Annotated in this window: 13 protein-coding genes and 1 pseudogene; 4 read left to right on the top strand and 10 right to left on the bottom strand. The window is 71.4% G+C overall.

The annotated features are described in order from the left end of the window. Nucleotides 1-522: 522 nt before the first annotated feature. From ACFSHS_RS16440 to ACFSHS_RS16430, 4 genes and pseudogenes are all read left to right on the top strand, one after another. Nucleotides 523-639: an SMR family transporter gene (locus ACFSHS_RS16440; protein ID WP_376878415.1), complete on the top strand. Its 117-nt coding sequence runs from the start codon at nt 523-525 to the stop codon at nt 637-639. Between the two features lie 371 nt (nt 640-1,010). Then, nucleotides 1,011-2,588: a methyl-accepting chemotaxis protein gene (locus ACFSHS_RS16435; protein ID WP_376878413.1), complete on the top strand. Its 1,578-nt coding sequence runs from the start codon at nt 1,011-1,013 to the stop codon at nt 2,586-2,588. Between the two features lie 31 nt (nt 2,589-2,619). Continuing rightward, nucleotides 2,620-2,814 (top strand): annotated as a pseudogene (locus ACFSHS_RS22585) (DUF6198 family protein); the annotation flags it as partial. 68 nt (nt 2,815-2,882) lie between these two features. Next, nucleotides 2,883-3,041, top strand: a complete 159-nt coding sequence (locus ACFSHS_RS16430) for a hypothetical protein (protein WP_376878411.1) — start codon at nt 2,883-2,885, stop codon at nt 3,039-3,041. Nucleotides 3,042-3,266: 225 nt separating this feature from the next. Here ACFSHS_RS16430 and ACFSHS_RS16425 read toward each other — a convergent pair whose 3' ends face one another. The 10 genes from ACFSHS_RS16425 to ACFSHS_RS16380 all read right to left on the bottom strand — a co-directional run bounded on the left by ACFSHS_RS16425 (nt 3,267) and on the right by ACFSHS_RS16380 (nt 14,138). Continuing rightward, nucleotides 3,267-3,956: an IclR family transcriptional regulator gene (locus ACFSHS_RS16425; protein ID WP_376878409.1), complete on the bottom strand. Its 690-nt coding sequence runs from the start codon at nt 3,954-3,956 to the stop codon at nt 3,267-3,269. 118 nt (nt 3,957-4,074) lie between these two features. Continuing rightward, the gene (locus tag ACFSHS_RS16420; RefSeq protein ID WP_376878407.1) at nt 4,075-5,523 is read right to left on the bottom strand and encodes an aldehyde dehydrogenase family protein; all 1,449 of its coding nucleotides are present in this window, start codon (nt 5,521-5,523) and stop codon (nt 4,075-4,077) included. Between the two features lie 79 nt (nt 5,524-5,602). Continuing rightward, entirely contained in the window at nt 5,603-6,817 is a 1,215-nt protein-coding gene (fahA, locus tag ACFSHS_RS16415; RefSeq protein WP_376878405.1) for a fumarylacetoacetase, read from the bottom strand. Then, on the bottom strand, nt 6,814-7,653 hold the full coding sequence (locus tag ACFSHS_RS16410) for a hypothetical protein (protein ID WP_376878403.1): 840 nt from the start codon (nt 7,651-7,653) through the stop codon (nt 6,814-6,816). The genes fahA and ACFSHS_RS16410 overlap by 4 nt, the downstream gene beginning before the upstream one ends. After that, nucleotides 7,650-8,855: a homogentisate 1,2-dioxygenase gene (locus ACFSHS_RS16405; RefSeq protein WP_376878401.1), complete on the bottom strand. Its 1,206-nt coding sequence runs from the start codon at nt 8,853-8,855 to the stop codon at nt 7,650-7,652. The genes ACFSHS_RS16410 and ACFSHS_RS16405 overlap by 4 nt, the downstream gene beginning before the upstream one ends. A gap of 16 nt (nt 8,856-8,871) precedes the next feature. Then, nucleotides 8,872-10,482 (bottom strand): FAD-dependent monooxygenase, encoded by a 1,611-nt coding sequence (locus tag ACFSHS_RS16400; RefSeq protein ID WP_376878399.1) that lies wholly within the window; start codon nt 10,480-10,482, stop codon nt 8,872-8,874. Nucleotides 10,483-10,493: 11 nt separating this feature from the next. After that, nucleotides 10,494-11,456: an MBL fold metallo-hydrolase gene (locus ACFSHS_RS16395; protein ID WP_376878396.1), complete on the bottom strand. Its 963-nt coding sequence runs from the start codon at nt 11,454-11,456 to the stop codon at nt 10,494-10,496. 178 nt (nt 11,457-11,634) lie between these two features. Then, on the bottom strand, nt 11,635-12,471 hold the full coding sequence (locus ACFSHS_RS16390; RefSeq protein WP_376878393.1) for a MoaF C-terminal domain-containing protein: 837 nt from the start codon (nt 12,469-12,471) through the stop codon (nt 11,635-11,637). A gap of 33 nt (nt 12,472-12,504) precedes the next feature. After that, on the bottom strand, nt 12,505-13,275 hold the full coding sequence (locus ACFSHS_RS16385; protein ID WP_376878390.1) for an SDR family NAD(P)-dependent oxidoreductase: 771 nt from the start codon (nt 13,273-13,275) through the stop codon (nt 12,505-12,507). Nucleotides 13,276-13,304: 29 nt separating this feature from the next. Further along, entirely contained in the window at nt 13,305-14,138 is an 834-nt protein-coding gene (locus ACFSHS_RS16380) for an SDR family NAD(P)-dependent oxidoreductase (protein ID WP_376878387.1), read from the bottom strand. Nucleotides 14,139-14,259 lie beyond the last annotated feature (121 nt).

Here is a 14,259-nt window from a genome sequence, read left to right as displayed (position 1 = left end):
GAAGTGGCGGTCGCCCTGCGCGTCTCGAGTGCTCGTGCAGCGAAGGTCCTGAGGAGTTGGCTTATGACGCAAGCGGGTCACGGGCTCGGAAGGGCGGCCCGACAGGCTGTCTCACTAGGCGGTTCAAGCGAGGGGCGTGACCCCTCCATACCCCCGCAGCGGAAAACCGGGGGTCTTCAAGGGCCTGGAACGGGCCTCCCGGAGGGTCCTCCAGTACGTCTGACAGGCCATACAACCTGCCGTTTTGCGTGGAGCGGGTGACCGGGATCGAACCGGCATGGCCAGCTTGGAAGGGTGGGGGTGTCCAGGTAGGTATGCGCTGATACGAGCCGAGTCGGGTTGGCGCCGTGCCTTCCACGTGCCTTATCGCCGCGATCGATGAATAGCGTCGCACCGTCGCCGGCACGTCGCGGCACGCGTCGGAGAGGGCCCTTCGCCGACAACATCGGCTCCTTGCGCTATCGATGAACGTCCCCCGCCACGGCTCCTTCGGCGGCTGGCCGCGTGGGCCGTCTGCACCGCTTGATCCTGCTTCTGGCGCACGTCGTGAAGACGGTGCCGTGGGGGCTCGCCTACGCGATCCTGTCGAGCGTGGGCACGCCGGCCGTCGCCGCGATCGGGGCGGTGTTCCTCGGCTAAGCCTTGTCCCTCTGGCAGATGATCGGCGTCGTCCTCGTGGTGGCCGGCGTGGTCTAGCTGAACCTGGGGCACTGACCACCGGTCGTCGGACAGCGAGTCCCATGTCCTCGGCTCCCTGAGTCGACGGCGGGTTCTGGTCGCACTCGGCTCAACAAGCGCCATGGTCGCGCCGTTTATCGAATAAGCCGTCCGATAGGCGGACGGCGCGTTTCCGTGAGCCGCGGACACCCGGCCTGGGTCCAGAATCGAGATTCCGCATGAACGACGACGTCGCACTGCATGCTCCCGACGGGGCCGGACACCCGACCCCGGAAGGTCCTGGAGCTCAGGACAGCCCAAGCCGGCGGCGGTCGTTGGGGCTCCGGGGGACCATGCTCACCGTGGGCGCAGTCGGGGTCCTCGCCGCACTGACCATCGGCGTCCTATCGCTCGTCGGCTTCGGTCAGGACAAGGCGTCGCTCGATCGCATCACGGGCCTGCACAAGGTCGTGGACACGGTGGCTCGGATCGAGACCGCGAGTGCCGACATGTCCGGCTGGCAGGCGGCCTACGCCTGGGAGGCGCGCCGCATCGGACCTGCCGCCGCCGTCGCGGATACGGCGGAGAACCGCGGCGGTTTCCTCGCGAGTCGAGAGGCGCTCGAGCAGGAACTGGCCGCGTTCCCCGCCGACGACCTGACGGCGGACGAGGCGGCGATCTTCGAACGACTGCAGCAGGCGATGGTCGCGTACTCCGAGATCGACGACAGGGCAGTCGCGGAGTATGCGCAGGGAACCCCCGCCGGGATGGTTGCGGGAGAAGCGGTCATCTCCGGCGACGGCCTGACCGCCTTCTACGACGTCTGGACACTGACGACCGAGCTGAAGACGCTCCTGACGGAGCGCATGGCGGGGACCGCGGCGGATGCCGCGGAGACGCACAACCGGCTGACCACGATCATCGTGGCAAGCATCATCTGCGCCGCGCTGGCCGTCGTGGCGGTGTCAGTGCTCATGACGCGGCGGATCGTCGGCCCGCTGAACGAGGTGCGGGCGGTCGCTGCCGCTCTCGCGGCCGGTGATCTCACGCGATCCAGCGGTATCCTCCGCAGGGACGAGGTCGGTCAGACCGCAGCCTCGCTCGACACGGCCGTCACGACGCTGCGCGACATGATCGGCTCCATCGTCGCGTCCTCGGACGCCGTGGCCTCGGCGTCGGAGGAGCTGAGCGCTTCGTCCTCCCAGATCTCGGCATCGGCCGAGGAGACCAGCGTCCAGACGGGCGTCGTGGCAGCGGCCGCAGGTGAGATCTCCCGGAACGTCCAGACCGTTGCTGCCGGCGCCGAGCAGATGGGGGCGTCCATCCGGGAGATCTCCCAGAATGCCGCCGAGGCGAGCCAGGTGGCGGAGCGGGCGGTCAGCGCAGCGGAGACGACAACGGCGACGGTCGCGAAGCTGGGCGAGTCCTCGACCGAGATCGGCAACGTCGTCAAGGTCATCACGAGCATCGCCGAGCAGACGAACCTGCTGGCACTCAACGCGACGATCGAGGCCGCCAGGGCTGGTGAGGCCGGCAAGGGCTTCGCCGTGGTCGCCAACGAGGTGAAGGAGCTGGCGCAGGAGACGGCGAAGGCGACCGAGGACATCGTCTCCCGCGTCGAGGCCATCCAGAGCGACACGTCGGCGGCGGTCACCGCGATCGCTGAGATCACCGCGATCGTGCAGCAGATCGCCGACCGGCAGACGACCATCGCCTCGGCCGTGGAAGAGCAGACCGCGACGACGAGCGAGATGACCCGGTCGGTCAGCGAGGCCGCCCTCGGCGCCACGGAGATCGCGACGAACATCTCGGGGGTGTCGGCCGCATCGGAGCAGACGACCGGGGCGCTCGCGCAGGCACGGTCCGCGATCGACGAGCTCACCCGTATGGCAACCGAGATGCACGCTGCCGTCTCGCACTTCCGATCCTGACGATGGTCTGGCCCGCGGGTGCTCCGTTCCTTTGATCCAGCGGCGCAGCCTGGCGGGGCGAGTCGGCCAGCTCCTCGTCGGGTTGGTCTTCAGTGCCACGGGTGTCTGGCTGACCACCCGCGCCGAGCTCGGTGAGGCGCCGTGGGAGGTCCTCCACATCGGGCTGGCCGACCGCCTGGGTGTGGGCGTGGGCGCGACGTCGGTCGCGGTAGGGGCTGTCCTGGTCGCCCTCGTCGCCGCGGCCGGCGTGGGGCCAGGGCTCGGAACGCTGCTCGACGTGCTCACGATCGGCTGGTGCTGGACGTGCTGCTCGCTGCCCCGGTACTCCGTCAGGTCGTTGATGCGGGACCGGTGTCGCGGCTGGTGGTGCTCGTGTCGGGCATCGTCGTCTTCGCGTTCGGGTGCGCCACGTACGTGGGGCACATCTCGGGCCCGGACCACGGGACGGGCTGATGGTGGCCGTACACCTGCGCAGCGGTGTGCCGATCGGCGTGGCCCGGGCATGGGCCGAGTGAGCGGGGCTGCTGCTGGGCGTCGTCCTGGTGCGGCCCCGTAGGAGTTGGCGCGGTGGCCATCGTGCTGGGAGCCGGGCCGGCGGTGAAGTACGCCTTGAAGGTGCTCGGCCTCCGGCCGACCACAGGTACTCGCACCTGACCTCCCCGGAGGGTGGGCGGCGGGTCAGCGCAGGCCGGCGGTGATCTTCTCCGCAGCTGCCGCCACGGCGTGGCCCACCGTCTCCACGTCGGCTGCCTCGTCGACGAAGACGACAGCCAGTGCGGCCCTCGCTCCACCGTCCGGCCCCAGGACAGGCACGGCGATCGAGCGCAGGCCCGGGATGACCTCCCCGTGCGAGCTGGCCCAGCCGGTCTCCCGCGCCGCTCGCAGGGCGTCCCGGTCGTCGGGTGACGGCGGCTCCGGCATGAGCAGCGCGAGGCCCGGCGCCCCTCGGCCGACGGGGTGGCGGGTGCCCGGCCGGTAGACGACGTGCGCCGTCGTGTCCTGCGGTTCGACGCTGGCGACGGTCACCGCCTCGTCCCCTGCCCGGACGACGAGGAAGGCCGTCATCCCGAGCTCCGCCACCAGGGCGTCGAGGCGCGGGAGCGCGGCCGTCTGGAGGTCGCTCCGCACGCCGCGGGCGAGCCCGGAGATGCCGAGTCCGAGCCGGTACCGCCCGACGGTGTCCCGCTCGACGAGCTGGTGATCTTCCAGGGTGCGTAGCAGGCGGTAGGTGATCGACCGGTGGAGCGCGAGGGTCTGGCCGATGTCCGCGATCGTCTGGGGGGTGCCCACCGCGGCCAGGTGCTCGAGGATGCGGATGCCGCGGTCCAGCGTCTGGGACTGGGGGACTGCCCCGTCGTCGTCTGCCACTACTCGCCGTCCCTCTCAGTGATCGGACGGTTCCACACTACGGTCGCCACGAGGTGCAGGGTCTCAGATGCGACACGGCCCCGGCCCCGTGAGGGGACCGGGGCCGCGTCGTGGCCTCTCAGCCGTTGATCACCTGCGGCACGGCGACCGCCTTGAGTCCCTCGGCGCCGAACTCCAGCCCGTAGCCGGACTTCTTGACCCCGCCGAACGGGATCATCGGGTGCACACCGCCGTGGGAGTTGATCCAGACGGTGCCGGCCTCCAACCGGGCGGCGACGGCGCGGGCCGCGTCGCGGTCGGCGCTCCAGACCGACGCGCCGAGACCGACGTCCAGGCGGTTGGCCATGGCGACGGCGTCGTCGACATCGGTGTAGCGGACGATCGGCAGGGCCGGACCGAACTGCTCCTCGGCAACCAGCGGGTTCTCGTCGTCGACGTCGGCCACCAGCGTGGCCGGGTAGAAGTAGCCAGGAGCCTCGGGGTCGGGGTTGCCGCCGACGAGGATCTTGGCGCCGGACTCTCGCGCGGCGTCGACCAGCCGCGCGACGATGTCGTACTGCGCCTCGTTCTGCAGCGGGCCCAGCACGTTCTGCTCGTCCAGGCCGCGACCCATAGGCATGGCCTGGGCGACCTCGGCGAGTGCGGCGCACACGTCGTCGTAGACGTCGGTGTGCACGTAGAGGCGCTTGAGCGCCGCGCAGGTCTGCCCGGTGTTGATGAAGGCGCCCCAGAACAGCCCCTCGACGATGGCCTTCGGGTCGACGTCGGGCAGGACGATGCCCGCGTCGTTGCCACCGAGCTCGAGCGTCAGCCGCTTCACGGTGTCGGCCGAGCTCCTGATGATGGCCTGGCCGGTGCGCGTGGAACCGGTGAACATCACCTTGTCGACTCCCGCGTGACTGGACAGGCGTGCGCCCACCTCGCCCTCGCCGGGCACGGCCACGAGGACGTCGTCCGGCAGCACGCCGTTGATGACCTCCACGAGCGCCAGCACGCTGAGCGGGGTGTACTCCGACGGCTTGACCACCACGGTGTTGCCCATGCGCAGGGCCGGGGCGATCTGCCAGATGGTGATCATCATGGGCCAGTTCCAGGGGCCGATGGCGCCGACGACGCCGACGGGCCGGTAGTGCAGCTCCGCGTGCGTCTCCTCGTCGTCGACGACGGTCTCCACCGGCAGCGGGGTCGCCGCGGTGGCACGCAGCCACGCGGCACAGGCGCCGACCTCGAAACGGGCGTTGGGCCCGTTGAGGGGCTTGCCCTGCTCGCGGGAGAGCAGCTCGGCGAGGGACTCGGCCGCCGCCTCGATGGCGTCGGCCGCACGGAGCAGCAGGTCGATCCGCTCGGAGTCCGGCCGGGCCGCCCAGGCCGGCTGGGCGGCACGGACGCGCTCGACGGCGCGGTCCACGTCCTCCGGGGACCCGAAGGCGACTCGGCCGACGACCTCACCGGTGGCCGGGTCGAGGATCTCGCGGCCGTCGGCGTCGGTGATGCTCGCCAACAGGCTGTCGTACGTGGGCGTTTCCGACGCGGTGTCCACGGGCGTCGTCACGGTGGGGGTGGTCATCGTTGTCCTCCTGGGTCGGTGCCGGGGGCGGTGGGGTTCAGGACGCCGGCGGGGCCACCGACGAAGGGTGCGGGGGTGCTCACGGCATGGTCGCCGGTTCGATCCGGCCGGTGACCTCGCCGAGGGAGATCCGGCTGCCTCCCGCTCCCGGTGCGGTCGCGGTGAGGGTGACGACGTCGCCGTCCTCGAGGAACGTCCGGGTGCTTCCGTCGGAGAGTTCCAACGGCTCCTTCCCGCCCCAGGAGAGCTCGATGAACGAGCCGCGCTGGTCCGACCGGGGGCCGGAGACGGTGCCCGAGGCGAACAGGTCGCCGGTGCGCAGGCTGGCGCCGTTGACGGTCATGTGCGCCAGCTGCTGCGCGGGCGTCCAGTACATGAGGTCGAACGGCGGGCACGAGATCAGCTCGCCGTTCAGGCGCACCTCGATGGCGATGTCGAGGCCCCAGGGCTCGCCGTCGGTGTCGTCGAGGTAGGGGAGGGGCTTCGGGTCCCGGGCCGGGGGATTCACGCGGGCCTCGCCGAAGGCAGCCAGCGGCACTACCCACGGCGAGACCGACGTGAGGAACGACTTGCCCAGGAAGGGGCCCAGGGGCACGTACTCCCAGGCCTGCAGGTCGCGGGCGGACCAGTCGTTGACCAGGCAGACGCCGAACACGTGATCGGCGAAGTCGCCCAGCGGCACCGGTCGGCCGAGTTCCGACGGGGTGCCGACGACGAAGCCGATCTCCGCCTCGATGTCCAGGCGCTGCGACGGTCCGAACGTCGGGGCGTCGTCGGACGGCACCTTGCGCTGCCCAGCCGGGCGGACCACCGGGGTGCCCGAGACCTGGACCGTGCCGGAGCGGCCGTGGTAGCCGATGGGCAGGTGCTTCCAGTTGGGGGTCAGCGGCGGGGAGTCGGGCCGGAACATCCGGCCCAGGTTCTCCGCGTGGTGCTGCGAGCTGTAGAAGTCGACGTAGTCGGCCACCTCGATCGGCAGGTGCATCGTCACGTCGGTCCGTGCCAGCAGGCGCGGCTCCACCTTCTCCCGGTGCGCCGCGTCGGTGAGCCAGGTCGTCAGCTCCGTGCGCAGGGCCTGCCACGCCTCCGGCCCCCGGGCCATGAAGGCGTTGAGGGACCCCGTCGCGTGGACGTCGTCGCCGGTGACCGCGTGCAGGTCGAGCACGAAGTCGCCGATCCCCACGCCGGTGCGACGGCGGCCGGAGGCGTCGGAGAAGACACCGTAGGGCAGGTTGCCCAGTCCGAACCCGGTGTCGTCGGGCAGGTCGAGCCAGCTCTGGGCGTTCGCGGTCACGCGGGGATCCGATCCGGGGAGGGCAGCAGGCCGAGCGCGACGAGGTCGTCGACGGGCTCGAGCACGCTGCAGGTGCCGAAGGAGGTGAACAGCGCCCGAGCCCGGCCTGAGCGATGGGGCGGCCAGGTCCGGAGGGCCGCGACCATGCCACCCGCGTCGGAGTCGAGCAGGCGCTCCGCGGCGATCTGCGGTGGCGCCCCGGCCGGCAGCGCGGAGACCGCCAGCAGCACGTTGAGGAAGCCGTGGTGCTCGAACCCCGTCGCCGGGTCGGTGTACCGGACGGCGTGGTGCAGGCCGGCGGTGCACTTGAACGCCACGTCCCGCGCGACGCAGGCGTGCAGCGTCTCCGCGAGTTCCGAGACGGACGGGAACAGCTCCGCCCGCACGCCACCGGTGCGCAGCTTCGCGCGGTACCGGGTGCCGGCGAGGACGTCGAGCACCTCGTCCCGCGCCACCGAGCGGGGGAGCTCGACCGCCGCCGGCACGGTGGCGGGCAGGACCTCGTCCAGTGCGCGCACCGCCTCGGCCGCGGCCTCCGCGTCTGCGACGACCGGCACCTCGACCGCGGCCAGGGTCAGGCCCGGGTCCTCCTCGACCCGCCGCACGGCGGCCGGCAGGTCACCGGCCGCCACGATCAGCGAAATCTCGAACGCCGGGCCGGCGTCGAGGTGCGCGCTCAGCTCGTCGAGCCGGGCGGCCGGTACGACGAAGGGGCCGACGAGGCGCCCGAGCCGCTCGCGCAGCTCACGGTGAGCCGGGACGGCGGCGGCCATGGAGGCGTTCCCGGGCGGGAACAGGGCCGCGTCGTCGAAGAGCCCGTCGAAGAGGGTGGTCACGCCGACGGCCCCCGTCCCGACCACGACCAGGCGTACTTGCCGTCGTCGACGGCGAGCCCGCCCTCACCGAGATCCAGCGGCCGGAAGGTGTCGACCATGACGGCGAGCTCGTCGAAGTACTCGATGCCCAGAGACCGCTCCACCGCGCCGGGCTGCGGGCCGTGGCTGTGCCCACCCGGGTGCACCGAGATCGAGCCCTTGCCGATGCCGGACCCCTTGCGGGCCTCGTAGTCCCCGTCGACGTAGAACATGATCTCGTCGGAGTCGACGTTGGAGTGGTAGTAGGGGACGGGCACCGCCTGAGGGTGGTAGTCGACCTTCCGCGGCACGAAGTTGCAGATCACGAAGTTGTGGCCCTCGAAGACCTGGTGCACCGGCGGCGGCTGGTGGACCCGGCCGGTGATCGGCTCGTAGTCGGCGATGTTGAACACGTAGGGGTAGAGGCAGCCGTCCCACCCGACCACGTCGAAGGGGTGCTCCGGCACGACGTGGATGGTGCCGGTGAGCCCACCCGGGCCGCTCCCGCGGTGCTTGACGTAGACCTCGACGTCGGTGCCCTCGGCCAGCAGCGGCTCGGTGGGCGTGCGCAGATCGCGCTCGCAGAACGGCGCGTGCTCCAGGAACTGCCCGTACTTGGAGAGGTACCGCTTCGGCGGCGCGATGTGGCTGTTGGCCTCGATGGCGTAGGTCCGCAGCGGCTCGTCGCCGGTCGGGACCCAGCGGTGCGTGACCGTGCGCGGGATGATCACGTAGTCGCCCTGCCCGACCTCCAGCGCGCCGAAGGAGGTCTCGACCGTCGCTGAGCCGCGCTCGACGTAGACGCACTCGTCGCCGGTCGCGTTCCGGTAGTAGGGCGAGGTCGCCGAGGACACGGCGTAGGAGATCCGGACGTCGCCGTTGCCCAGCACCAGGCGCCGGCCGGTGACCGCGTCGGTGGCCTTGTGCTCCTCGCCCGGGAAGAGGTCGTGCAGCTTCAGGTGCCGCGGGGTGAGCGGGGCGTTGGGCGTGAGGGTCTGGTCGGGGAGCTCCCACGGGCGGGCGTCGACGATCGCCGACGGGATGCCGCGGTGGTAGAGCAGCGACGAGTCGGAGGAGAAGCCCTCCTCGCCGACGAGCTCCTCGGAGTAGAGGGTGCCGTCGGGAGCGCGGAACTGGGTGTGCCGCTTCGGCGGGACGCTGCCCACCTGCTGGTAGAACGCCATGGGAGGGGGTCCTTTCTCAGGCGAGGACGGGGCTGGGGACGGAGCGGTCGAGCAGCCGGGCCACCGCGGGGGCGACGTCGGCGATGCGGGTGAGGACGGCGGCCACGTGACCGTCGGGGCGCAGGACCCAGATCTCGTCCGGGCGGGCGCCGAGCGCCTCGCGCAGCGTGGGGCCGGCGTCGAGTTCGCTGATGCGGTGCACGGCGACGGGCAGGTCCGCCGGCAGGGTCTCCGGCCGCGAGGGGAGCGGAGCGTCGTCTCCCACGAGAACGGTGACCCCGGCGCGGGCCAGCTGCCGGAGCCGGCCCAGCTCCGGCCGGCCGGGCACGCTGATCGGGCAGTCGGGAACGAGGACACCCGGTCCCGGCACGGGGACGTCCCCGCGGGCCGGCCGGCCGCGGAACGGCCGCCGCTCGTCGGGGGTGGTCAGCGGCGAGTCGACGTACCAGAACGGCTCGGCGAGCCGGCCGGAGTCCACCAGCGCCCGGGCGGAGGGGTCGGTCGCCGCCCGCTCCAGGACGTCGAGGCGGCGAGCTGCCTCCTCGTCAGTCCCCGGCACGAGGAACCGCATGGTTGCCCCGGTGACGTCGATGTTCTCCAGCGCCGCCGCGTGCCGCTCGTCGTGGTAGCTGTCCAGGAGCGACTCCGGAGCCCAGCCGCGGGCGACGAAGGCGATCTTCCAGGCGGCGTTCTCGGCGTCCAGGACCCCGGAGTTCAGGCCGCGCGCCCCGAAGGGCGAGACCAGGTGCGCGGCATCGCCGGCGACCAGCACCCGGCCGACCCGCATGCGGTCGACCACGCGGGAGTGGAAGCGGTAGACCGACTTCCACACGATCTCGTAGGGCTGGTCGCCGATCACCTGCCGGATGCGCCGGTCCAGGCCGCCCGAGGTCTCCTCGGCAGCGAGGTCGAAGTCCGGCGGCACCTGCCAGTCGATCCGGAACGTGGAGTCCGGGCACGGGTGGATGAGCACCTGCCGGCCGGGGTTCCACTCGGGGTCGAAGTAGAACCGCCGCTCGGTCTCCCAGCCGGGCAGGTCGGTGCGGATGTCGCAGATCAGGAAGTAGTCCTCGAACGTCTCGCCCTCGAAGGACAGTCCCAGCGCGGCGCGGATCGCGTCGCTGCGCGGGCCGGCGCACGCGACGGCGTAGGCGCCGCGGACCGGCGTCTCGCCGTCCGTGGTGGCGCAGACGACGGTCACGCCGGATCCGTCCTGCTGGATGTCGGTCACCCGGTGGCCCCAGCGGACCTCGATCAGCGGCTCGGCGGCGATCCGCTCGTCGAGCAGCTGCTCGGTCTCGCACTGGGAGATGTTGACGAACGGGGGGAAGGGCGACTTCCCGCGGTCGGCGAACTGGAAGCTGAACAGCTCCTCGTCGCGGTGGAAGGTCCGGGCGGTCGTCCACGTGACGCCGCGGCGGGCCACCTCCGCGCCGACGCCGACGGAGTCCCAGACGTCGAGGACGTCGCGCTGCTGGCAGATCGCCTTGCTGCCGATCACGTCCCGCTCGGGGCGCCCATCCAGGACGACGACGGACAGGCCCCAACGGGCCAGGAGGAGGGCGGTGGTCTGGCCGACCGGACCGCAGCCCAGCACCAGGACCGGTGCGCTCGTGGAAGAGGTCATCATCGCCGTCGTCAGCCCTGCAGCTCGTCCCACACCTGGCGGTCGCGCTCGGCGGTCCAGATGACCGGGCGCTCGATGCCGTCCATCTCGTCCCAGATGCGCTGGACGTCGAAGGGCAGGCAGTGCTCGAAGATCGGCCACTTGCCGTACTTCGGGGCCAGGGCGGTGTGGGTGGCTTCGAAGGCCTGCTTGAGGGTGCCACCGGCGCGGTGCACATCCCCGACGGTGCGCTGCATGGTGAGCAGGAAGTCGCGGGTCTGCTCGATCGCGGCGTCGACCTCATCGCGGCCGCGGGCGATGGCGCCACGCCCACCGATGAGCTGCTGCGCACCCAGGGCCTTGACCCGGTCGAGGGTGTCGGAGGCCCAGTCGAAGTGGAACGCGTCGCCGGTGTAGAGCGCCGCCTGGGACTCGACCAGGTCGCCGGCGAAGAGGATCTCGTGCTTGGGGATCCAGGCCACGATGTCGCCCTCGGTGTGCCCGCGGCCCAGGAACTCCAGGACCAGCTCGCCGCGGTCGCCACCGAGCTCGATGGTCAGCTTGTCGCGGAACGTCATCGTGGGCCAGGTCAGGCCCGGGATGGACTCCGGCTCCTCGAACAGCCGCGGCATCCGGCCGAACTCGCTCTCCCAGTCCTGCTGCCCGCGCTCGGCGATCAGGCCCTTGGTCTGCTCGGAGCTGACGATGATCTCGGCGTCGAACGCGCTGGCGCCCAGCACCCGGACGGCGTGGTAGTGGCTGAGCACCAGGTACCGGACCGGCTTGTCGGTGTGCTCCCGCAGCTTGGCCAGCCAGCGGCGCGCGGCGACTGGGGTGGCCAGCGCCTCGAAGCAGACGAGGAAGTCCTCGCCCTCGATGGCGCCGAGGTTGGGGTCGCCTTCCGCGGTCAGGGCGTACACGCCGTCGGCGAGGACCTCGAGGGTCTGCTCCTTGACGCCGAGATCGGCGGAGGAAGCGAAGGGCTTGGCTGCCATGGGGGGATCTCCTGATCCGCTGTCGTCCGATAATCGAACGGTGCGTTCTCTTACCGGTCCAACGGTACGGGGGGGTGGCCTGCGACACAAGGGGCACGAGGACTCGATGTCGCGGAGACGTCGACGCCCGGGTCCCGACGGAGGTCGCGGGAGCCCGGGCGCCGGGTGGGACGGTCGGTCAGGCGGGCCCCGGCCGGTGCTCGGGGACGCTGGGCACGCGGCCGAAGTCGGTGGCGTAGGCGCCCATCGTGATGTTGACCAGATCGCCGGTCCCCTGGTCGAGGCCGAACTGGATGCCCACGGTGCGCAGGGCTGCGAGGTCGATCAGGACCATGCCCTCGACGCCGACGTTCTTCTCGAGCCACGAGAACAGGTAGGTGTCCTCCCGCAGCTTCCAGTAGGCGGCGCGGTCGGTGTCCGCAACGCCGAGCTCGGCGCCGCCGAGGCAGACCCAGGTGAACAGGTGCTCGTTGAGGTAGATGTGGTCGTAGACGTCGTCGCTGCTGTAGGCGTAGCGGACGCGGTGCCCGAGCAGTTCGTCGGTGTACGCGTGAGCGCCGTCGGCGGTGGCGTCGGTTCCCACGAGCTGCCCCTGGAACCACTGCTGGCGGGCCAGGTGGGGGTCCGGCTCGAGCCCGAGCTCGCCGACGGCCCCTGTGGCCTGACCGCTGCGGGTGTCGAGGGCCATGGTGACGACGACCGGGTGATCCTCAGCGCTGCGCTGGTAGTGCAGGAAGAAAAGGCCGGGCTGCATCTCGAACAGCTCGCAGCGGTCCTTTCCCTCACGGACACCGTCGCCCTCTTGCAGCGTCCACCGCAGTGAGCCGGCGTCGAACTCGTGAACCAGCGTGAAGTCCGACTCCGGCACGCCGGGAATGCGGCACTGCAGCTCCAGACGCTGTCCTTCGAGCGCCGTGGAGTGGGCTGGGCGGTACTCGTTGAAGCCGTCGGCCATCTCGTTGAGCGACGTCCAGTCGTCCTTGGCCCAGCTGAACGTGTTGGCTGGCGTGGTCATGAGGTTCTCCTGTGTGTAGGGGTGCCGAACGGGTCAGGCGGTGGTGAAGTCGAGCGGGGGCAGTGCGGACCGGGCGACGTAGCCGAAGTCGGAGACGATCGGGGTCCCGTTGATGGGCGCGCTGACGGGTGAGGCGAGGAAGGTGGCGTGTGCGGCGATCTGTTCGGGCTGCATCACCGGCAGGCCTGTCCCCGCGAAGCCCTGCGGGCGGCCGAGATCGCCACGGGACATCGGGGTGTCGACGACCCCGGGACACAGGCAGTTGACCCGGATGCCGGGGTGGTCGGTCGACAGCGACCGCGTGAGCATGAGGACGGCGCCCTTGGAGGTGCTGTAGGGAGTCATGCCCTCGAAGGCGACCAGGGCCGCGTCCGAAGCGATGAACACGATGGTCCCGACGTCGCTGTCCGCAAGTCGCGGGATGGCGTGCTTGGCGACGAGGAAGTTGCCCTTGATGTTGACGGCCATCACGCGGTCCCAGTCCTGCTCGGACACGTCGGCCGCGAGGGTTCCTACCGGGCCGGAGATGCCAGCGCACCCGAGCAGGGTGTCCAGGCGGCCGAAGATCTCGACGGTCTGTGCCACCGCGTCGGCCACCTGCTCCTCGACGGTGACGTCCGCCCGGACGAACTCGACGGCGTGTCCCCGCCGTCGCAGGTCGTCGACGACCGGCTTGCCCTCGAGGCTGCGGTCGAGGACGGCCACCCGAGCACCCTCGGCGATGAGGGCGTCCACGCAGGCGCGGCCGATCCCCGAGGCGCCGCCGGTGACGAGAGCGACACGATCGCGAAGGTGCAGGTCCACGCCAGGGCTCCTCTCTCGTTCGGTGCGGCTCAGGCCGGCTGGAGCGCAATGGTGAAGCGCGGGTCGAAGGCGACGGTGCCGACGTCGACGGCGGAATGGCCGCCGTCGACCGGGATCACCGCGCCGTTGACGTAGGAGGCGGCAGGTGAGAGCAGGTGACGGATCGCCGTGGCCACCTCGTCGGCCCGGGCAGGGCGCTGAAGGGGCACCAGCGCGGTGGCCAGGGCGTAGGCGTTCTCGACAGTGACGCCGCGCTCCTGGCCGAGGGTGGCCATTTCCTCGTCGGCCATCTCCGTGCGCGTCCAGCCGGGGCAGACGACGTTGGCTCGGACGCCCTGGGGGCCGTAGTCGACGGCCACCGACTGCAGCAGCATGGTCAGCCCGGCCTTGGTGGCGTTGTAGCCGGCGATGCCGCCGGAGGCCCGCAGCGCGCTGACCGAGGCGACGCCGACAACCGAGCCGCGGTGACGGACGAGGTGGGGTAGGGCGGCGTGCAGCAACCGATAGGGAGCCGTCAGGTTGGTCGTCACCATCGCCTCCCAGTCGGACTCGGCGATGTCCCCGACCGCTCCTGGGCGCACGGTCCCGGCGTTGAGCACGAGGCCGTCGAGCCGGCCGAACCGGTGCATGACTTCGGAGACGACGCGGTCGGCCTCGCCGCGGGCGGTCACGTCCGAGGTGAGCGGATGAGCTCCCGTGGCCTCGGCGACGCGCTGCAGAGCTGACTGCCGACGCCCGCAGATCAGGACGGACCAGCCGCTCGCGGTGAGGGCTGCGGCCGTTGCTGCCCCGATGCCGGTTCCACCACCGGTGATGAGGGCGACCGCCGGTTCCTGGGCCGGCGCCGCTGCGTCGATGGGCATGCTGTGCGTTCCCCTCTCGAGGGTCGGGGTCGAGTCGATCGTTGGCGTGGGAAAGGACCGGCGACGCGGTGCATCGGCTCCCGCGGCGACGGTCCCTGGCCCGGGTGTCGTCGGCGACGAC

Source organism: Blastococcus deserti, assembly GCF_042682525.1.
GTDB lineage: Bacteria > Actinomycetota > Actinomycetes > Mycobacteriales > Geodermatophilaceae > Blastococcus_B > Blastococcus_B deserti.
Note: the sequence above shows the minus strand (reverse complement) of the source record. Positions and strands in the feature narration are given on the sequence as shown.